This is a genomic window from Microbacterium sp. Root1433D1 (assembly GCF_001426835.1).
Classification (GTDB): domain Bacteria; phylum Actinomycetota; class Actinomycetes; order Actinomycetales; family Microbacteriaceae; genus Microbacterium; species Microbacterium maritypicum.
On the sequence record NZ_LMFN01000001.1, the window covers coordinates 380,792 to 400,661 of the forward strand.

19 protein-coding genes and 1 tRNA gene are annotated in these 19,870 nt (G+C 68.5%); 14 read left to right on the top strand and 6 right to left on the bottom strand.

Annotated elements, in window-relative coordinates; translation table 11 throughout:
- The first annotated feature begins 3 nt into the window (after positions 1–3).
- The 8 genes from ASD13_RS01705 to ASD13_RS01740 all read left to right on the top strand — a co-directional run bounded on the left by ASD13_RS01705 (position 4) and on the right by ASD13_RS01740 (position 7,487).
- Positions 4–1,086 carry a polyprenyl synthetase family protein gene (locus tag ASD13_RS01705; RefSeq protein WP_055865133.1) on the top strand — a complete coding sequence of 361 codons (1,083 nt, stop codon included), beginning with the start codon at positions 4–6 and terminating at the stop codon, positions 1,084–1,086.
- Positions 1,083–1,991 carry a phytoene/squalene synthase family protein gene (locus ASD13_RS01710; RefSeq protein ID WP_055865136.1) on the top strand — a complete coding sequence of 303 codons (909 nt, stop codon included), beginning with the start codon at positions 1,083–1,085 and terminating at the stop codon, positions 1,989–1,991. Before ASD13_RS01705 ends, ASD13_RS01710 begins: the two co-directional genes overlap by 4 nt.
- Complete coding sequence (gene crtI / locus ASD13_RS01715) at positions 1,988–3,589, top strand: phytoene desaturase family protein (RefSeq protein WP_055865141.1); 1,602 nt, start codon at positions 1,988–1,990, stop codon at positions 3,587–3,589. The genes ASD13_RS01710 and crtI overlap by 4 nt, the downstream gene beginning before the upstream one ends.
- Positions 3,589–3,930: a lycopene cyclase domain-containing protein gene (locus ASD13_RS01720; protein ID WP_055865142.1), complete on the top strand. Its 342-nt coding sequence runs from the start codon at positions 3,589–3,591 to the stop codon at positions 3,928–3,930. Before crtI ends, ASD13_RS01720 begins: the two co-directional genes overlap by 1 nt.
- A complete protein-coding gene (locus tag ASD13_RS01725) occupies positions 3,927–4,271 on the top strand; it encodes a lycopene cyclase domain-containing protein (RefSeq protein ID WP_055865146.1) in 345 nt (114 codons plus the stop codon). Before ASD13_RS01720 ends, ASD13_RS01725 begins: the two co-directional genes overlap by 4 nt.
- Entirely contained in the window at positions 4,268–5,161 is an 894-nt protein-coding gene (locus ASD13_RS01730; protein ID WP_055865149.1) for a prenyltransferase, read from the top strand. Before ASD13_RS01725 ends, ASD13_RS01730 begins: the two co-directional genes overlap by 4 nt.
- A 26-nt stretch (positions 5,162–5,187) precedes the next feature.
- On the top strand, positions 5,188–7,374 hold the full coding sequence (locus tag ASD13_RS01735; RefSeq protein WP_055865151.1) for an MMPL family transporter: 2,187 nt from the start codon (positions 5,188–5,190) through the stop codon (positions 7,372–7,374).
- A gap of 40 nt (positions 7,375–7,414) precedes the next feature.
- Positions 7,415–7,487 (top strand) — tRNA-Arg (locus tag ASD13_RS01740).
- An 80-nt stretch (positions 7,488–7,567) separates the two neighbouring features.
- On the opposite strand, the gene ASD13_RS01745 is transcribed toward ASD13_RS01740, so the two are convergent.
- The 3 genes from ASD13_RS01745 to ASD13_RS01755 form a co-directional block, all read right to left on the bottom strand.
- Entirely contained in the window at positions 7,568–8,065 is a 498-nt protein-coding gene (locus tag ASD13_RS01745) for an HNH endonuclease (protein WP_029258662.1), read from the bottom strand.
- A 309-nt stretch (positions 8,066–8,374) separates the two neighbouring features.
- Complete coding sequence (locus tag ASD13_RS01750; RefSeq protein WP_055866793.1) at positions 8,375–9,121, bottom strand: M23 family metallopeptidase; 747 nt, start codon at positions 9,119–9,121, stop codon at positions 8,375–8,377.
- A gap of 361 nt (positions 9,122–9,482) precedes the next feature.
- On the bottom strand, positions 9,483–10,184 hold the full coding sequence (locus ASD13_RS01755; RefSeq protein ID WP_055865154.1) for a metal-dependent transcriptional regulator: 702 nt from the start codon (positions 10,182–10,184) through the stop codon (positions 9,483–9,485).
- A gap of 101 nt (positions 10,185–10,285) precedes the next feature.
- Between ASD13_RS01755 and serC the strand changes: the two genes are divergently transcribed.
- Complete coding sequence (serC, locus tag ASD13_RS01760; RefSeq protein ID WP_055865158.1) at positions 10,286–11,398, top strand: phosphoserine transaminase; 1,113 nt, start codon at positions 10,286–10,288, stop codon at positions 11,396–11,398.
- Between the two features lie 10 nt (positions 11,399–11,408).
- Here serC and ASD13_RS01765 read toward each other — a convergent pair whose 3' ends face one another.
- Positions 11,409–11,987 (bottom strand): DUF3027 domain-containing protein, encoded by a 579-nt coding sequence (locus ASD13_RS01765; RefSeq protein ID WP_055865161.1) that lies wholly within the window; start codon positions 11,985–11,987, stop codon positions 11,409–11,411.
- Positions 11,971–12,351, bottom strand: coding sequence for a cold-shock protein (locus ASD13_RS01770; protein ID WP_017828921.1), 381 nt, complete (start codon positions 12,349–12,351; stop codon positions 11,971–11,973). Before ASD13_RS01770 ends, ASD13_RS01765 begins: the two co-directional genes overlap by 17 nt.
- Positions 12,352–12,469: 118 nt before the next feature.
- Between ASD13_RS01770 and ASD13_RS01775 the strand changes: the two genes are divergently transcribed.
- From ASD13_RS01775 to ASD13_RS01785, 3 genes are read left to right on the top strand one after another with little or no spacing between them, the layout of a single operon-like run.
- On the top strand, positions 12,470–12,745 hold the full coding sequence (locus ASD13_RS01775) for a hypothetical protein (protein WP_017828922.1): 276 nt from the start codon (positions 12,470–12,472) through the stop codon (positions 12,743–12,745).
- 10 nt (positions 12,746–12,755) lie between these two features.
- Complete coding sequence (locus ASD13_RS01780) at positions 12,756–14,465, top strand: helicase-associated domain-containing protein (RefSeq protein WP_055865164.1); 1,710 nt, start codon at positions 12,756–12,758, stop codon at positions 14,463–14,465.
- Between the two features lie 37 nt (positions 14,466–14,502).
- Entirely contained in the window at positions 14,503–16,143 is a 1,641-nt protein-coding gene (locus ASD13_RS01785; protein WP_017828924.1) for a DNA repair helicase XPB, read from the top strand.
- 10 nt (positions 16,144–16,153) lie between these two features.
- On the opposite strand, the gene ASD13_RS01790 is transcribed toward ASD13_RS01785, so the two are convergent.
- Positions 16,154–17,185, bottom strand: a complete 1,032-nt coding sequence (locus ASD13_RS01790) for a CPBP family intramembrane glutamic endopeptidase (protein WP_055865167.1) — start codon at positions 17,183–17,185, stop codon at positions 16,154–16,156.
- Between the two features lie 163 nt (positions 17,186–17,348).
- On the opposite strand from ASD13_RS01790, the gene ASD13_RS01795 reads away from it, so the two are divergent.
- Positions 17,349–18,041, top strand: coding sequence for a response regulator transcription factor (locus ASD13_RS01795; protein ID WP_017828926.1), 693 nt, complete (start codon positions 17,349–17,351; stop codon positions 18,039–18,041).
- A 61-nt stretch (positions 18,042–18,102) separates the two neighbouring features.
- Positions 18,103–19,797, top strand: coding sequence for a sensor histidine kinase (locus tag ASD13_RS01800; RefSeq protein ID WP_082524257.1), 1,695 nt, complete (start codon positions 18,103–18,105; stop codon positions 19,795–19,797).
- Positions 19,798–19,870 lie beyond the last annotated feature (73 nt).

Below are 19,870 nucleotides of genomic sequence, written 5' to 3' on the forward strand. Positions count from 1 at the left end.
GAGATGAGCACGACGACGACGGAAGAATCGCTGGGGACACGGATCGAGCAGGCTCTGCGACACCGCTTCTCCGAGCGGAGCGCCGCCGCCGAACGGTACGGGAGCGAGTTCGTCGGACTGTGGCAGGCGGCTGAGGAGCACGCTCTCGGTGGAAAGCTCATCCGCCCGCGTCTGCTCCTGGACCTCGCGCGTGCTTTGGCACCCGCCCCTCTGACCGCCGACGAGATGCGCTCCGCCATCGATGTCGCGGCCCATGTCGAGCTCCTCCACTTCGCCTTCCTCCTGCACGACGACGTCATCGACGGCGATCTGATGCGGCGGCGGCGCCCCAATCTGATCGGTGCGCTCGTCGCAGGACGCCCGGCGGGCCCGACCGAACCCGCCCTCCACTGGGCGCGCTCGAGCGCGATCCTCCTCGGGGACCTGCTGCTGTCGTCGGCGGTGCTGGGATTCGCGCGCGCGGGCGTCACGGACGAGGCCCGCGAGCGTCTGCTCGGCCTGCTCGAGGAGACGATCTTCGAGACCGTCGCCGGTGAGCACGCCGATGTGGCACTCAGCGACGGCATCATCACCCCCGATCTGCGGACGATACTCTCCACGAGCGCGTACAAGACCTCGACGTACTCCTTCGTGCTCCCGCTGCGGGCGGCCGCGGTGCTCGTCGGCTCGTCGACCGCGGCAGAAGATCACCTCGCCGTGATCGGCCGGCACCTCGGACTCGCCTATCAGCTGCAGGACGATCTGCTCTCCGTGTTCGGCGACCCCGATGAGCACGGCAAGGACCCGTTCTCCGATCTGCGGGAGGGCAAGGAGACCGCGATCATCGCCTACGCGCGTATGACCAGCCAGTGGGACGGGATCGAGCTGCACTTCGGCAGAGCCGACCTCAGTCCCACGGACGGAGCAGCTGCCCGCGATCGACTGCGCGAATGCGGCTCGGAGAGCTTCGTGCGAGGCCTGGTGCGGGAGCACCTCGAGTCGGCGGACGCCGCACTGCGCGAGGCGGAGGCCGCCGGGCTGCTCCCGGCAGCGGCCGGGGATGCCATCCGCGCACTCGCGTCCCGAGTCGGAAGCCGCAGCCGATGACCGCGAACTCGGCCGGTCACAGGGACGACACCGCCCTTCGTCGCTTCAACCGCACGGCGGAGATCGCGACGACCGATGTGATCCGCACCTATTCGACGTCGTTCGGGCTCGCCACCCGTCTTCTCGGAAAGCGCCATCGCCAGCACGTACGCAACATCTATGCCATGGTGCGCATCGCCGATGAGATCGTCGACGGCGTGGCCGCCGAGGCAGGGCTGGACGTCGCCGCGCAATCGGCCGCCCTCGATTCCTACATCGCCGAGACTCATCGATCGATGCGCAGCGGCTACAGCAGCGACCTGATCCTGCATGCGTTCGCGCGTACCGCACGGGAGTGCGGGATCGGCGAGGACCTGACACAGCCGTTCTTCGATTCGATGCGCGCGGACATCGAGGAGGACGCCGGCTTCGCCGCCTACGACATCGACGCCCATGCGGCGTACGTCTACGGCTCCGCCGAAGTCGTGGGTCTCATGTGTCTGCAGGTCTTCCTGCGCGGGGTCGAGCGCACGCCCGAAGAGCTCGAGACCCTGCGCCACGGTGCACGCCAGCTCGGTGCGGCGTTCCAGAACGTGAACTTCCTCCGAGACCTCGCAGACGACACCGACCGACTCCACCGCGGCTACCTCGGTGGGACCGCGCGTCTGACGGATGCCGATCGGGACGCATGGGTTGCGACCGTGTTCCGGCAGCTGTCCGACGCCCGCGACACGATCCCGCTGCTGCCGAAGGACGCCCGTGCGGCGGTGCGCAGCGCCCTGGCTCTGTTCGCCGCGCTCACCCGACGTGTGTCCCAGACACCTGCCGACGTCCTCTACCGACGCCGCGTGCGCGTTCCCGATCCGATCAAGGCCGCACTCGCCACCCGCGCCGTCCTCACCACCGCGATGGAGCGCGACCGATGAGCCGGGTCGTGGTCATCGGCGCAGGAGTCGCCGGTCTCGCGACAGCGGGCCTGCTCGCTCGGGACGGGCACGAGGTGGTCGTGCTCGAGAAGAACGACCGCGTCGGCGGACGCGCGGGGACGATCGAGCGCGACGGCTTCCGCTTCGACTCCGGCCCCTCGTGGTACCTCATGCCCGAGGTCTTCGACCACTTCTTCGCGATGATGGGCACCTCGACCGCGGAGCAGCTCGACCTCATCCGCCTCGACCCCGGCTACCGGGTGTTCCGCGCCCCGGACGCGACGGATGCCGACCGCTCCCCCGTGACGGTGCCCGCCGGACGCGAGCAGGTCACCCGGCTCTTCGAAGAACTGGAGCCCGGCTCCACAGCGGAGCTCGACTCCTACCTCGACTCCGCGCAGCATGCCGGAGCGATGGCGCAGAAGTACTTCCTCTACAACCCGTTCACCCGCATGCGCTCGCTCCTCGCACCAGAGGTGCTCCGGGCGCTGCCTCGCCTCGCCACCCTGCTCGGAACGCGGCTGCAGTCCTTCGCTGCCCGACGCTTCACGCACCCCGTGGTGCGCCAGATCCTCGGCTACCCCGCGGTGTTCCTCGGAACCGACCCCCGAAGCGCGCCGGCGATGTACCACCTCATGAGCGCGCTCGATCTCGACCAGGGCGTCAGCTATCCGCAGGGCGGTTTCTGGCGTGTGATCGAGCGGATCGAAGCGCTGGCCCTCGACGCGGGGGTACGGATCATCACCGAGGCGAACGTCACCGGAATCCGCACGCAGGACGGCGCCGACGGCACCCGTGTGACGGGTGTCGGCTGGGTCGACGGCGCCGGCTCCTCGCACATCGAGAGCGCCGATGTGGTGGTCTCCGCGGCCGACCTTCACCACACCGAGACCACTCTGCTCCCGCCCTCGCTGCAGACCTACCCCGAGTCGTGGTGGGCGCGACGCACCAGCGGACCGGGCGGCGTGCTCGTGATGCTCGGCGTGCGCGGCGCGCTCCCCGAGCTCCCGCACCACTCCCTGTTCTTCACCGACGACTGGGACGCGAACTTCGACGCGATCTTCGGGGCCGCCCCGACCGTGCCGGACCCGGCGTCGATCTACGTGTGCCGCCCCAGTGCCACGGACCCCGAGGTCGCGCCCGCCGATCACGAGAACCTGTTCGTGTTGATCCCCGTACCCGCGGACGTCGATCTCGGACACGGTGGACCCGACGGAGAGGGATCACCCGCGATCGAACGCGCAGCGGACGCGGCGATCGATCAGGTCGCGACCTGGGCCGGGATCCCCGATCTCCGCGACCGCATCGTGGTGCGCGAGACGAAGGGTCCCGCCGACTTCCGCGACGACTACCACTCCTGGCACGGCGGCATGCTGGGGCCCGCGCACATCCTCTCGCAGAGCGCGATGTTCCGTGCTCAGAACACGTCGAAGCGCGTGCAGGGTCTGTTATACGCGGGTGCCACCACCGCGCCGGGTGTCGGTGTCCCGATGTGCCTGATCAGTGCGGAGATCGTCCTCAAGCGCATCCGCGGCGATCACTCCCCCGGTCCGCTCCCCGTCCCCCGCACCTCACCTGCGGGGACAGAGGCGTCCTGATGGGCGTGGTGTACCTGGCGGCCCTTCTCCTGTCGCTGGGCTGCATGCTGCTGCTGGACTGGCGATTTCGACTCTTCTTCTGGCGCGATGCGGTATCGGCTGCGGTGGTGACGGCCGTCGGTCTCGTCTTCTTCCTGATCTGGGATGTCGCCGGCATCGCCAATGGGATCTTCTTCCGGGGCGACGGCATGATCGCGACGGGATTGGTGCTCGCGCCGGAGCTGCCCCTCGAGGAACCGATCTTCCTGCTGTTCCTCGTGGTGTGCACCATGATCATCTACACCGGAGCAGAACGGGTGCTGACACGGCGCCGCGAGCAGGCGGAAGGCGGCGGGTCATGACCTACATCCAGCTCTCCGCGTGCTTCGTCGCCGTCGCCGTCCTCGGCGGCATCGGGCTCGCGCTCGCATCCCGCGGAAAGGGCCCGCGACCGCTCGCCGTCGTGCTGACCGTGATCGTGCTGTTCCTGCTCACCGCGGCCTTCGACACCGCGATGATCGCAAGCGGCCTCTTCCACTACGCGCAGGACCCGCTGCTCGGGGTGCACATCGGACTGGCTCCCATCGAGGACTTCGCGTACCCCCTGGCGGGCGCGCTGCTCCTTCCGGCCCTGTGGACGGCGATGCGCGCCCGGCGGCGAGTGCAGGATCGTCGAACGCTCGAACAGGAGGAACGACGATGAGCACTGCCGCAGCCCCGTCGAACAGCATCGGACGCGACATCGCCCAGATCGTGCTGTCGTCGCGTCCGATCAGCTGGATCAACACGGCCTTCCCGTTCGCCGCCGCGTATCTGCTCAGCACACGCGAGATCGATCTGACGCTGGTGATCGGCACGCTGTACTTCCTCATCCCCTACAACCTCGCGATGTACGGGATCAACGACGTCTTCGACTACGCCTCCGACCTCGCGAACCCCCGCAAGGGCGGGATCGAGGGGGCCCTCCTCGCACCCCGCATGCACCGGACGACGCTCTGGGCGGCGGCGGTGACGAACATCCCCTTCCTCGTCTACCTCGTGATCGTCGGGAATCCGGCGTCCTGGCTCTGGCTGGCGGTCAGCGTGTTCGCCGTGATCGCCTACTCCGCCCCCGTCCTGCGCTTCAAAGAGCGCCCGTTCCTCGATTCCATCACCTCGAGCACGCACTTCGTGAGTCCTGCCATCGTCGGCCTCGCCCTCGCCGGGGCGCCGGCGACCGCCGCCACGGTCATCACGCTCAGCGCCTTCTTCCTCTGGGGCATGGCCGCACACGCCTTCGGTGCCGTGCAGGACATCGGGCCCGATCGGGAGGCCGGGATCTCGTCGATCGCCACCGTCATCGGAGCGCGCGCGACCGTACGCCTGTCCCTCTCCCTGTGGGTGATCGCGGGCGCAGCCATGCTGCTGACGCCCTGGCCGGGCCCGCTCGCCGCGGCCCTGGCTCTGCCCTACGTCGTGAACGCGGCTCGGTGGTGGAACGTGACCGATGAGACCTCCGGCTCCACGAACCGCGCCTGGCGACGTTTCATCGCCCTGAACTACTTCGCCGGTTTCCTCGCCACGATGATCCTCATCCTCGCGTGGATCTCCTGACCCGCAGCACACCCGAAAGGAACCCGATGTCCCGCCGCGAACCGACGCCGACCCCGTCCATGAGGGAGCGTTCACGACGACACTCCTGGGTGCGCGTCTTCCTCCCCGTGGCCCTGATCCTCGTGTGGCTGGTGGGCGCATCGCTCGGCGGACCCCTGTTCGGCAAGGTCGACGAGGTCTCCTCCAACGAGCAGACCACCTACCTCCCCGAGTCCGCGGATGCGACCCAGGTGCAGAAGCTGCTGGGCGAGTTCAACGACAGCGACTCGATCCCGGCCATCGCCGTGTTCACCTCCGACGAGAAGCTCACCGCTGCCGAGCTCGACGCGATCTCCGGCGCCGTCGCGGACGCGCCGAAGGTCGAGGGCGTCGGCGAAGACGTCTCTCCCGCGCTCCCCTCGGATGACGGCCGCGCGGTGCAGGCCTTCATCCCGATCGACTCCGACGCCGAGCTCGCGGACGCGACGAGCGCTCTCGGGGAAGAGCTGCGCGCTGCGGTCCCTGACGGGATCACGGTCTACATCACGGGACCCGCGGGGTTCAGTGCCGACCTGGTGGCGGGCTTCGCCGGTATCGACGGCCTACTCCTGGGCGTCGCGCTCCTCGCCGTGCTGGTCATCCTGGTGCTGGTGTATCGCTCGTTCCTCCTCCCGTTGGTCGTGCTGTCCACCAGCCTCTTCGCCCTCTGCGTCGCGCTGCTCGTGGTGTGGTGGCTCGCGAAGTTCGAGATCCTGCTGCTCAGCGGCCAGACGCAGGGAATCCTCTTCATCCTGGTGATCGGCGCCGCCACCGACTACGCCCTGCTGCTGGTCGCGCGCTTCCGAGAAGAGCTGCGCGTCTCACAGGACAAGGGCACCGCGATCATGGCGGCGTGGAAGGGCTCGGTCGAGCCGATCGTCGCATCTGGCGGCACGGTGATCGCAGGGCTCCTGTGCCTGCTGCTCAGCGATCTGAAGTCCAACAGCACGCTCGGGCCGGTCGCGGCGATCGGCATCGTGTTCGCGATGCTCTCCGCCCTGACGCTGCTGCCGTCGCTGCTGCTGCTCTTCGGACGCGCCGTCTTCTGGCCGCGACGCCCGCGCTTCGAGCCGGAGGTCGTCGCCGCAGAGCACGGCATGCGCACCACGGGTCTGTGGGCGCGACTCGCCGGCTTCATCAAGCGCCGTCCGCGCGTGATCTGGATCGTGACCACGCTCGTCCTGCTCGCGGGAGCGGCGGGAGTCACCCAGCTCGATGTGGACGGCGTGCCGCAGTCCGACCTGGTCCTCGGTGCATCGGAAGCGCGCGATGGCCAGGTGGCGCTCGGCGAGCACTTCCCCGGCGGATCCGGCAGTCCGGTCTACGTCGTCGTCGCCGAGGACCAGCTGCAGGACGCCGCTGACATCCTGCTCGCGAACGACGGCGTCGACGCGGTCTCCGTGACCTCCGCCGACTCCCCGAGCGGCTCGGCCCCTGTGACCGCAGACGGGATCACGGCCGTGGGCCCTCCCGGAACGCCGGTCCCCGAGCCGTCCACGGTGAAGGGCGACGTGCTCCTGCAGGGCACTCTGACCGATGCGGCGGACTCCGAGGCCGCAGCCTCCACGGTGCGCGAGCTTCGCGGCGAACTCGACGGCGTGGATGCCCTGGTGGGAGGAGTCACGGCGACCTCGATCGACACCAACGACGCCTCGATCCACGACCGGAACCTCATCATTCCCGTCATCCTCGTGGTGATCATGTTCATCCTGATGCTGCTGTTGCGCTCTGTCCTCGCGCCCGTGCTGCTGATCCTCACCACGGTGCTGTCCTTCGGCACGGCGATGGGGGTGTCGGCGCTCGTCTTCAACGGCATCTTCGCCTTCCCCGGTGCCGATCCCGCAGTTCCTCTCTTCGGTTTCGTCTTCCTCGTCGCGCTCGGCATCGACTACAACATCTTCCTGATGACGCGAGTGCGCGAGGAGTCGAAGGCGCATGGGACGCGGGAGGGCATCCTGCGTGGTCTCTCGATCACCGGCGGCGTGATCACCTCGGCGGGTCTCGTGCTCGCCGCGACCTTCGCCGCGCTGTCGGTGATCCCGATCCTGTTCCTGGTGCAACTCGCCTTCATCGTCGCCTTCGGTGTGCTCCTGGACACCTTCGTCGTGCGTTCGCTGCTGGTCCCGGCGCTGACCTACGACATCGGCAAGGCGATCTGGTGGCCGTCGAAGCTGTGGCGGCGCGGGAAGGACTGAGACGTGGCGGCGTGCATCCGGTCGCTTAGACTGGATGCACGCCCACGTAGCTCAGGGGATAGAGCAGCCCTCTCCTAAAGGGCAGGTCGCAGGTTCGAATCCTGTCGCGGGCACGACGTCGAAGAGAAGAGGGGCCGCCCGAAAGGGTGGCCCCTCTTCGTCGTCTCAGGCCCTCGTCAGCGGGTCCGCGGCGTCAGGCGGCCAGAGCGAGGTACGGCTCCCATCGCGGGTCGCTGCGTTCGGTTCCGCGCACGGTCCAGGCGGTGCCGTGCGGCGGTCGAGGGGTGAAGCGCAGCTGCCAGCGCATCTCCTGCGGCGTGCGATCACTCTTGACGTTGTTGCAGCGCAGGCAGCACGCGACGAGGTTCTCCCAGGAGTCCGCTCCCCCGCGCGAGCGCGGCAGCACGTGATCGATCGTCGATGCCGCCTTCCCGCAGTATCCGCAGCGGTGGTTGTCGCGGCGGAGCACACCGCGCCGGGTGACGGGCACACGCCTGCTCGTCGGGACCCGCACGTAACGGGCCAGGATGATGACCGCCGGGCGATCGTAGACGCCGTGCGTGCCCCAGACGGGGTCTTCCTCGACCCGTTCGATCACGGTCGCCTTGTCGTTCATCACCAGCACCAAGGCTCGTTTGAACGACACGATCGCCAGCGGCTCGTATCCGGCATTCAGGACCAGTGTGCGCATTCGTCATCCTCTCGATCCGCCGGGACGGCTTCCCGGCACTCTCGACTCACACGAGGTCGTGCAGGAGGCAGATCGATCGCGGGGACGAAAAAAGGCGCCGTCTAGAGACAGCGCCTTTCGCGCACGGCAACGCCGTGGCATCCCTGCGGGCTATGCAGAAGGACGTGACGACCGAGGGCATCCATGGTTCGGATGCTCGGTATTCGCTCCATCAGCCTCTCCCACCTGTACGACAACGGGATCAGGCTAACCCATCGCGCTGGGTGCAGGGCGAAACAGCGGGTGAATGGAGTGAGGCGTGTCCGGAAATCAGCCGGCGTTGACCGAGAGCCAGGACATGGGCTCCACGAGTCCGCCGTTGATCCAGACCTCGAAGTGGAGGTGGTTGGCGGTCGAGCGGCCGGTGCTGCCGACGTAGCCGATCAGCTGCCCGGCGGAGACCGTCTGCCCCACCTGCACCTGACGCGAGCCGTAGATCATGTGGCCGTAGGTGGTCTGCACACGCTGCCCACCGACGACACTGTCGAGCATCACGGCAACGCCGTAACCGCCGATGCTCTCTGCGGAAGCACGGACGACGCCGGCGGCGGCCGCATAGATCGGCGTACCGGCCGGGGCGAGCATGTCGGCGCCGTTGTGCCCACCGCCCACCGTGCGGCTGACGTTCCACGAACCCATGGGAAGCGGATAGCGCACCTCACCGGAACCCGGCGAGGTGAGCGCGTAGCCCGCGGTGTTGAAGCGGGAGGAGGCAGTCCCTGCGGTGGAAGCGGCGGCGGCTGCACGTGCTGCGGCCGCCTCTTCTGCCTTCTTCTTCTCGATCTCCTCGGGGGTGGTCGCGCTGAAGGTTCCGCGAGCGAGGGGTGCCGCAGTGGCCTGCGAAGCGACGACGAGAGACTGCGCGTCGACGGCCGCGAGCTGCTGAACAGTCGTCGGCGCGGCTTCGCTCGGCTTCGTCGAGGCGAAGGCGGGCAGCGCGATTCCGGCGACCAGTGCACCGACGGCTCCGAAGATGGCGATGGATCGGAGTGGCTTGACGGCCTTGCGAGCACTCATGCGCGCACCGGATCGGCGGGCGGGTACTCGGTCTTCAGATGTCTTCTTCGCGGGCGGTTCGATGTCTGCGGCCAAAACTTGGTCCTCCTGGGCCCTCGCGCTGTTCGGGTCAGCGCTGGCTCGTCGGCACTCTGCTCTCGTGGCACGAATGTAGCTCGGGTACTTTGTGCGTTCCTGCCGTGAAGACGACGAGCCTGGAAGGCAATCTTCGCGGGTTCATCTCCAGCGGGCTTCTTCGCTGGCGACCTGTCCGAGGTTACCGGAAGATAACGATCATGTCACCCCGGGAATCTGACAATCACCGCAGAAGCCTCCGGCGCCCCGCCGCTGCGCTGGCGACGGTCCCGGATTTCTCGCGGGATCAGGCCGGTTCGCCGACCAGGAAGATGTGCGATGCCAGCTCCACCGGGAGCTCGAGCCCCTCGTCTTTGCCGTCCATCTGGATGAGCACGTAGCCCTCGCTGAAGCGGAAGTCTCCGTGGGCGCCGGGAACGACACCCGCGTCACGCAACTGCTCGAGCAGCTCGGGATCGACCTGAGCCGGCTCGGCGAGACGACGGACCGTGCCCTCGACGGGTGCACCCGCGGCGTTCAGACGCTGCACGAGTCCGATGACGCCCTCGTCGAACGTGCGCGCGGGAACGTCTCCGAGCTGGTCGAGCCCGGGGATCGGATTGCCGTACGGCGACTCGGTGGGATGTCCGAGCAGCTCGACGAGGCGGCGTTCGACCTGCTCGCTCATGACGTGCTCCCAGCGGCAGGCCTCTTCATGCACGAACGCCCAGTCGAGTCCGATGACGTCGGACAGCAGACGCTCGGCGAGCCGATGCTTGCGCATGACGTTGACGGCCTTGTTGCGCCCCGCGTCTGTGAGCTCGAGAGTGCGGTCCTCGGAGACGATGACGAGACCGTCGCGCTCCATGCGGCCGACGGTCTGCGACACGGTCGGACCGGAGTGGCCGAGACGTTCGGAGATGCGCGCGCGCAGCGGCACGATGTTCTCCTCCTCGAGTTCGAGGATGGTGCGGAGATACATCTCCGTGGTGTCGATCAGGTCGGTCATGTGCAGGCCCTCCGAGGTTCTTAGGCAAGCCTACATTCCCCGGCGGACATCGGACTCTCGAGCGGTCCTGCGACAGGTCGAGCGCCCCCTAGAATCGACCCATGGCGATCGAGATTCCCCGTGACCTCCTGCCCATCGACGGCCGCTTCGGCTGCGGTCCCTCGAAAGTGCGCCCTGCGCAGCTCGAGGCACTGGTCTCTTCGGGGTCGACGATCCTGGGGACATCGCATCGTCAGGCGCCGGTGAAGAACCTCGTCGGCAGCGTCCGCGAGCAGCTCGCCGCCCTGTTCCGCATTCCCGAGGGATACGAGATCATCCTCGGCAACGGCGGATCGACCGCGTTCTGGGACGCGGCAGCTTTCGGCCTCATCGAACGCCGCAGCCAGAACCTCGTGTTCGGCGAGTTCGGCGGCAAGTTCGCCGCCTCCGCCGCCGCGCCTTGGCTCGAGGCGCCCGACGTGCGCAAGGCCGAGCCCGGCTCGCTGACCGTCGCCGAGGTCGTGGAAGGCGTCGACGTGTACGCCTGGCCGCACAACGAGACCTCGACCGGCGTCGCCGCACCGATCCAGCGCATCGCCGTCGATGGCGCACTGACCGTCATCGACGCCACGAGCGCGGCGGGAGGTATCGACTTCGATGCCGCACAGGCCGACGTGTACTACTTCGCACCGCAGAAGAACCTCGGCTCCGACGGTGGCCTGTGGTTCGCCGCGGTCTCGCCGGCCGCGATCGAGCGCATCGATCGCATCGCCGCGTCGGGTCGCTACATCCCCGAGTTCCTGAGCCTGAAGAACGCGGTCGACAACTCGCGGCTCAACCAGACGTTGAACACCCCGGCACTGACGACCCTGCACCTGCTCGACAGCCAGCTGCGCTGGATCCTCGACAACGGCGGCCTCGCCTGGGCGGCGGCGCGCACCGCCGAGTCGTCTTCGGTTCTGTACGACTGGGCCGAGGCCTCCTCCGTCGCGACGCCGTTCGTCACGGAAGCCGCACACCGCTCACCCGTGGTCGCCACGATCGACTTCGACGACAGCATCGATGCCGCGGCGATCGCGAAGACGCTCCGCGCGAACGGGATCGTCGACACGGAGCCCTATCGCAAGCTCGGGCGAAACCAGCTGCGCGTGGCCACGTTCGTCTCGATCGAGCCGGATGACGTGCGTCAGCTGACCCGATCGATCGAGTACGTGCTGGAGAACCTGGGCGCCTGAGCGCCTGGAGTCACTCCTCCTCGTCGACCTCGCCGGCGTCCTCATCGAGGGCGTCGGCGTCGTCGTCTTCCGACTCTTCGTCTTCGGCGGCGCCGTCGTCGAGTTCGTCGATGTCCACGCCGTCCAGATCGCCGGCGTGCAGGATGTCCGCTTCGCCGTCGTCGAGGTCGTCGTCATCGAGGTCGTCGTCGTCGAGACCATCGTCGGCCAACGCATCGTCGCCGATCGCCACGTCGCCGCCGGCAGCAGCGGCCGCCTCGGCGAGCTCGACCTGATGGGCGCGGTACTCGGCCAGCCTCTCGGCCCAGGGGACCCACTCCGGCGCGAGCAGCGCGCCGTCGCCGGGCAGGAGTTCGATCTCGAGGACCGTAGGCTCCTCGCCCTCGACGCGGGCGACGGTCACGGTCCAGAACCACCCCGGGTAGCCGGGGAGTCGGTTCTGGAAGCGCAGCGAGACCGAGCCGTCTTCCTCGGCGAGGTATCCGGCGGCGGGGCCGACCGTGGACGCCGGGGTGATCTCGGCCAGCGCGGCCAGCGCGAGGTCGTGGGCGGCGATGAGACGCGCGTCGGCGTCAGGCGTCGAGGTCATCAGCGACCTTGCGCAGGACGGCCGCGATCTTGCGGCCCTGTCCGGAAGAGGGGTAGCGCCCGCGGCGCAGATCCCCGCCGATGCCGTCGAGGAGCTTCACGAGATCCTCGACGATGATGGCCATATCGTCTGCAGGCTTGCGCTTGGCCTTCGAGAGGCTGGGCGGTGCCTCGAGCACACGCACGGACAGCGCCTGGAGTCCGCGCTTGCCGTCGGCGACGCCGAACTCCACGCGTGCACCGGCCTTCACCGCGGTGCCGGTGGGCATCGCGGAGGCGTGCAGGAAGACGTCCTGGCCGTCATCGCTGGCGATGAAGCCGAAACCCTTGTCTTCGTCGTAGAACCTGACCTTGCCGGTGGGCATGGGAGAACCTCGCTGAGATCGATATGCAGAACAGTGGACGCGCTCGTGCGCGTGCCCCCAGCCTACCGGTCGTGGCGCTCGCGCAGCCGAAGGCCTCAGTGCGAGTAGGCTGAGGCGGATGAGCACGCAGAATTCCGAACCGGAGGTTCCCATCCGCCGGCTGGATCGTATCCTGGCGTTCACCGCGCTCGGAATCGCCGCGGCGTCCGTGGTGTGCTTCTTCGCGATCATCATCGGCACCGCGCTCGGGATGGACCAGGCCGCGTTCGGCGAGGGCATCTGGCCCGTCGTCGCCGCGATCCCCTACTGGGGGTTGCCGGTCGCCTTCCTCATGATCATCACGCTCCTGACCATGAGCTTCATCCGGAAGGGACGCGCGTCTTCGCGTTCCTGAGGCATCGGCCATGAGCACTCACGCGCGACCGCTGGCGGATTGGCTGGCGGCAGCGAGCGATGACGACCTCCGCCACCTCTTCCGCGCACGGGGCGTGCGAGCGGATGCGCCGTGGCAGGACTTCTTCGATGCCGCTGAGGCACTGCTCGATCCGGCATCGCTGACGCGTGTGCTCCCCACGCTCACGGCATCCGAGGCGAGCGCGCTGGTCTCCGCCGCCGCCGGAAAGGACGCCGGACGCGAGACGGAGCAACTGAAAGCGCTCGCGCTGCTCCGTCCCGACGGCACGCCCTATCCCCCGGTGGTCGCCGCGATCGCCGGGCGCACCGCCTCCGGACCGCCCGCCGAAGCACCGGCACCGGCCTCGTCCGAGGCTGCCGCAGCGCACGCGGCCGAGCGCGCCTTCACGACCGTGGCCGTGCTCGCCGACCTTCTGATGATCGCGAGGGAGAGCCCGTTCGCCCTGCTCACGGGCGGTGGCGTCAGCGCCGGCGAGAAGCGTCAGCTCACCGAAGCCGGCGTCCCCGCCGAGATCGTCGACACCCTCGCCGCCATCGCGCTCCAGTCCGGGCTCGCCGTCTCCGCAGACCGGCGGCTGCGATCGAGCCAGTCGGCGGAGGACTGGCTGCGCTCGTCCGCTGCCGATCGATGGGCGGTACTTGCGACCGCGTTCCGCGACGCGCTGCCACGCGGAGTCCGCTCCGAGACCGGCGGATGGATCCCGCCCGAGGTATGGCCGTTCGCACACCCGTGGGATCCCGCCTGGGCCGAGCGTTCGCGCACCCTGCAGGAAGCGGCTTCGCTGCTCGGTCTGATCGCCGAGGACGCAACCGAGCCCGAGTGGGCCGTGAGCCTGCGTCGCGGGGATGCCGCCGACCCGGAAGCTCTCGTGCGCCTGCTGCCGACCGAGGTCGACCGCATCTTCTTGCAGAACGATCTGACGGCGATCGCACCGGGTCCGCTGGAGCCGGCGCTCGACGTACGACTGCGCACGATCGCGGCCCGGGAGTCCGCAGCCCAGGCGTCGTCCTACCGCTTCACCTCCGAGTCGGTGGCGCACGCGTTCGTCGCAGGCGAGACCGAGCAGTCGATCCTCGATTTCCTCTCCTCCGTCTCCCTCACGGGTCTCCCTCAGCCCCTCAGCTACCTGATCGCCCAGACCGCCCAGCGACACGGACTGGTCCGCGTCTCGACCGATGACGAGACCGGCCGCACGCGGATCGAGAGCTCCGACTCGCACCTCATCCAGGCGATGGCGGTGGATCAGTCCCTGCGCCCGCTCGCCCTCACCGCGCACCTCGACGCCCTGACCACCCGCGTCGGCCGGGACACGGTGTACTGGGCGCTCACCGATGCGCGATATCCGGCGACGCTCGTCGGCCCCGACGGCGCCCTGCTCGTCCGCGAGCGGCATCCGGCGCCCCCGTCGTCGGCATCGACCGGGGACTCGATCGACCTGATGCCGCTCATCACCCGGTTGCGCTCGCATCAGGGACCGGATGCCGATGCCGCTTGGCTCGACCGCGAGCTCGAGGCGGCCGTGCGCGCGAAGTCCGTCCTCCAAGTCACGGTCGGGATGCCGGACGGATCGACCAGGGAACTCCTCCTGGAAGCGACAGGGATCGGCGGCGGCAGACTCCGCGGACGAGACCGGGCGGCCGACGTGGAGCGGACCCTCCCCGTGTCGAGCATCCTCACAGCGACGATCGTCGCGCCGTAGGGCCCTGCACCTGTCTCGACCGCTAAACTGGTGAGCTATGTCTGATGGCCCACTGATCGTCCAGAGCGATCGCACCGTGCTGCTCGAAGTCGCCCACGCCGACGCCGAGAGCGCCCGCCACGAGCTGGCGATCTTCGCCGAGCTGGAACGCGCCCCCGAGCACATCCACACCTACCGGATCACGCGTCTGGGGCTGTGGAACGCCAGAGCCGCAGGGCACACCGCCGAAGACATGCTCGAGACGCTCGATCGCTGGTCGCGCTTCCCCGTGCCGCCTTCCGTGTCCGTCGACCTGCGCGAGACGGTGAACCGCTACGGGCGGCTGGTCATCGAACGCGACGACGAGGGAACCCTGATCCTGCGCTCCTCCGATCCCGCCGTGCTGGCGCAGGTCGCGAACAACAAGCGCATCCAGCCGCTGCTCATCGGCCACCCGACGCCTGAGACGTTCGTCGTCGATGCCTGGGCTCGCGGGCAGATCAAGCAGGAGCTGCTGAAGATCGGCTGGCCCGCCGAAGACCTCGCCGGGTACACCCCGGGGACACCGCACGAGATCGACCTCGCCGAGGACGGCTGGCACATCCGCCCCTACCAGCAGGATGCCGTCGATGCTTTCTCGAAGGACGGCTCGGGCGTCGTCGTGCTCCCCTGTGGCGCCGGCAAGACGATCGTGGGCGCCGGCGCGATGGCCGCGACCAAGACCACCACGTTGATCCTCGTCACCAACACCGTCTCGGCCCGCCAGTGGCGCGACGAGCTGCTCAAGCGCACCAGCCTCACTCCCGAGGAGATCGGCGAGTACTCGGGTCAGGCCAAAGAGGTCAAGCCCGTCACGATCGCGACCTACCAGATCCTGACCGCGAAGCGTAAGGGCGAGTACGCGCACCTGGCGCTGCTCGATGCCCTCGACTGGGGCCTCATCGTGTACGACGAGGTGCACCTGCTGCCGGCTCCGGTGTTCAAGCTCACCGCCGACCTGCAGGCGCGTCGACGCATCGGCCTCACCGCCACCCTCGTGCGCGAGGACGGACGCGAGGGCGACGTCTTCAGCCTGATCGGCCCCAAGCGCTTCGACGCTCCCTGGAAGCAGATCGAGGCGCAGGGCTTCATCTCCCCCGCCGCGTGCTACGAGGTGCGCGTCGATCTGCCGCCGAGCGACCGGCTCGAATACGCCGCGGCGACCGACGACGAACGCTATCGCCTGGCGGCCTCCGCCCCGGCGAAGGTCCAGGCGGTGCGTGAACTCATCGCCAAGCACGAGGGCGAGCGCATCCTCGTGATCGGACAGTATCTCGATCAGCTCGAGTCGCTGTCCGAGGCTCTGAACGCGCCGCAGATCACCGGCGCGACCCCCATCGACGAGCGCGAAGAGCTCTACCGCGCCTTCCGCGAAGGCGACATCTCGCTCCTCGTGGTCTCCAAGGTGGCGAACTTCTCGATCGACCTCCCTGAGGCCTCGGTCGCGATCCAGGTGTCCGGCTCCTTCGGATCACGTCAGGAGGAGGCCCAGCGACTGGGTCGCCTGCTGCGCCCGAAGCAGTCGGGGCACACCGCGAGCTTCTACACCCTCGTCGCCCGCGACACGATCGATCAGGACTACGCCCAGAACCGCCAGCGTTTCCTGGCCGAGCAGGGATACAGCTACACGATCATGGACTCGGACGCGATCGCCGCCTGACCGCGGAAGATCACGCTCGGGCGGAACGTCCCTGCAGGGCGAGGCCGAGGTGATGGGTACCGGTCGCCCCCACGGTGGGCGATGCGGCCCGCGCCGTGCGTGCGATCCCGAGCCTCGCCGCCCAACAGTCGGCGAGCAGGGCGTAGACGACCATGGCCAGCGCTGACGCGAGAAGGTCGACAGCCGTGCCGGAGGTCGCGTTGGCGTCGACCAAGGTGACGGATCCGAGCAGGAAGATGAGCACGTTGTTGACGATGTGCAGCGAGATCGCCGCCTCGAGTCCACCCGTGCGCCAGGTCAGCCAGGCCGCGACGATCGCGAACATGCCCACGCTGGCCGCGCCCCAGATGTCGTAGCCGTGACCGAGCACGAACAGTGGCACGGGCAGGAGGATGGCGAAGGCGGGATGACGCAGCCATCCCCCGACCAGCTGCATCAGATACCCACGGAACACGTACTCCTCGGCCGCGGCCTGGAAGGGGATCAGCAGCAGCACGAGCAGCACCATGATCCACAGCCCCGGGTGCGAGAAGTCGGCGGTCACCGCGTCGCCGGTGAGCGCCGACCACCCCAGCACGACGGCGAAGTAGACGACGAACACCGCGAGCGCCAACAGCAGACTCCTGCCGAGCCATCCCATCCGCAGACGCCCGGTGACGGACGACAGCAGACCGACCCCGCGTCCCTCGACGATCCGCGAGGCCAGCAGCAGGGCGGGGATCATCAGGATCAGCGGCAGCACCAGCGCCACGAGCAGCCACGGGCGGTCGAGGTCGAAATACTGCGACGTCGTGAGGAGCACCTGCGCGTCGACACCCCACCCCGGGACGAGCATCGACACGATGGCCAGTGGCACGATCACGATCAGCAGGATCGCGACGTAGAGGGCGATGCCGACGAGCCCGGTCAGCAGCATGCGCCACCAGCGATACCGCGGCCGCAGGCGTGCCAGCCGGTGGTAGGCGAGCTGCTCGACACCGGGCAGTCCGGCCTGTGCGACGGTGTTTCCGGGGGCGGGGGTGGCGTCCTCGTTCAAGCTCATACCTCGATCCTCCCGTGCGCAGCTGTGCGCCGCATCCGACCGTGGGACGATCTCGGCTCCCGCCGTCCACTTGCCGCGCGCCCGGCTCGCCCGAAGGGGGCGACTCCACGCCGTTCCGCACAATAGTCAGCATCCACATGGCCGGAGTCACCATAATGGGGACATGACTGCTCCGCGCATCCTGGTCGTCGATGACGAACCCAACATCCGCGACCTGCTCTCCACGGGTCTCAGCTTCGCCGGATTCCAGGTGAAGACGGTCGCCAACGGCGCCGCCACGATCTCGGCCGTCCTCGAAGAGGAGCCAGACCTCATCATCCTGGATGTCATGCTGCCCGACATGAACGGGTTCAGCGTGACCAAGCGCCTCCGCGGCGCGGGTTTCACCGCCCCGATCCTGTTCCTGACGGCGAAGGACGGCACCGACGACAAGATCGAAGGCCTCAACGCGGGTGGCGACGACTACGTCACCAAGCCGTTCAGCCTCGACGAGATCGTCGCCAGAGCCCAGGCGATCCTCCGCCGCACGATGCAGGCCGACGAGGAGTCGATCATCCGCGCCGGTGAGCTCTCCATGGATCAGGACACGCACGACGTCCACGTCGGCAAGGAGCCGATCGAGTTGAGCCCGACGGAGTTCAAGCTGCTCCGCTACCTGATGCTCAACCCGAACCGCGTGCTGTCGAAGGCCCAGATCCTCGACCACGTCTGGGAGTACGACTTCAACGGCGACGCCGGCATCGTGGAGAGCTACATCTCCTACCTCCGCCGCAAGATCGATCCGCACACCGAAGAGTCGTTGATCCAGACCAAGCGTGGCTTCGGCTACATGCTCAAGGTCGGCAAGACGGTCTGACGACCACCGCACCACCATCGACGCCGCCCCGCGGCGGAGTCGCCGCATGAGGGAGGACCGCATGGCGCACAAGCCCGATGCGGTCACCAGCTGGTGGCGACGCATCAGCCTTCGGGCGAAGGTCACCGGCGTCACGGTCGCGGTGCTCGCCCTCGGCCTGCTCGTCGCGGGTATCGGCACGGTGCCGATCCTGCGCAACGCCCTGGTCGCGAACATCGACGCCCAGCTTCCCGCCCTGGTCTCCAGTGACCTGGTCGATCGCTACTTCGACACCGTGACGGTCGATGGCGTCAGCACCTACACCCCCCGCGACGAGCAGCCTCGGGACTTCTCCTTCGCGATCTACGACGCGACGGGCGAGCTCCGCGCGACGGCACGCGGCACCGCGGGCCAGGCGCCTCTGTTCCCCGCCCAGTACTCCCTCACGAAAGCGACGGCGAACACCGACCAGATCCCGCTCGAGATGGAGGGAGCCGACGGCCAGCGCTTCCATGCCGCCGTCGCCGTGGTCCCCTCGGAGGGCGGAGTGCTGCGCATTCAGCTGGTGGCCCTGCCCCTCTCGCCTGCCGATCGCATCATCAGCCAGTACTTCGGCATCTACATCACGATCGCCCTGATCACCATCCTGATCGCCGCACTCCTCACGCGTGGACTCGTGACCCTGACGTTCCGCAGGCTCGGCCAGGTCGAGGCGACAGCCATGTCGATCGCCGCCGGCGACTTCCGGCAGCGGCTGACCGACCTCGAGCCGACCACAGAGGTCGGGCGGTTGAACACTGCCATCAACACGATGCTCGATCGCGTCGACCGCTCTCTCGCGCAGCGGGACCGCACGGTGCAGCACATGCGGCGGTTCATCGGCGATGCGAGCCACGAGCTGCGCACGCCGCTGGTGAGTGTCCGCGGCTACGCGGAGCTGTACCGCATGGGCGCGATCAAGGGCGAGGAGGATACGGCCCGGGCCATGGAGCGCATCGAGAAGGAAGCCATCAGGATGGGTGTCCTGGTGGAGGACCTCCTCGCTCTCGCCCGGTTGGACGAGGAACGCGAGCCGGAGATCGTGCCGCTCGATCTGCGGCCGATCGCGAGGGACGCCGCCCTCGATCTGCGTGCCGCGGCTCCCGGACGCACGGTCACCGTGATCGACCGCACCGCCGACAGCAAGACCGTGATCCCCGTTCACGAGATCCCACCGCTTCAGCCGCCGCAGCCCCCGACCCCGCGCGGCCTGTCGCGCGCCACGCTCTCGCGCCTTCGCCGTCGTCCCCGGCCGCAGGAGCAGGCCCCAGCCATCGACTTCACAGAGGTCACCGATCTCCCTGTGCGCACACCGCCGATCGTGCTCGGCGAAGAGAACAAGGTCCGTCAGGTGGTCACCAATCTGCTGGGCAATGCGCGCCGATTCTCCCCGGAAGACGGTCCGATCGAGATCGTCGTCGACTCGGACCGCGTCGCGGGAACCGGAAGCATCGCGATCGTCGATCACGGCGAGGGGATCCCTCCGCAGATCCGGGAGCAGATCTTCGAGCGGTTCTGGCGAGCCGACACCTCACGCGCCAGGGAGACGGGAGGCTCCGGCCTCGGGCTCGCCATCGTCGCATCGATCCTGAAGGCGCTGCACGGCGGCGTCGACGTCTCGGAGACCCCTGGTGGCGGCGCGACGTTCACCGTCACACTTCCTCTCGCACCGGCGCAGGCCACTCCCGCGCATCTCCTCGAGGACACGCAGCCTCTGGAACGGCTCGATCTGCCCTGAGCCCAGGCCCGGACCGCCTGCGCTCCTGCACCACCGCTGCCGCGCACCGATTGCGCACAGCACGCGGAGCTCA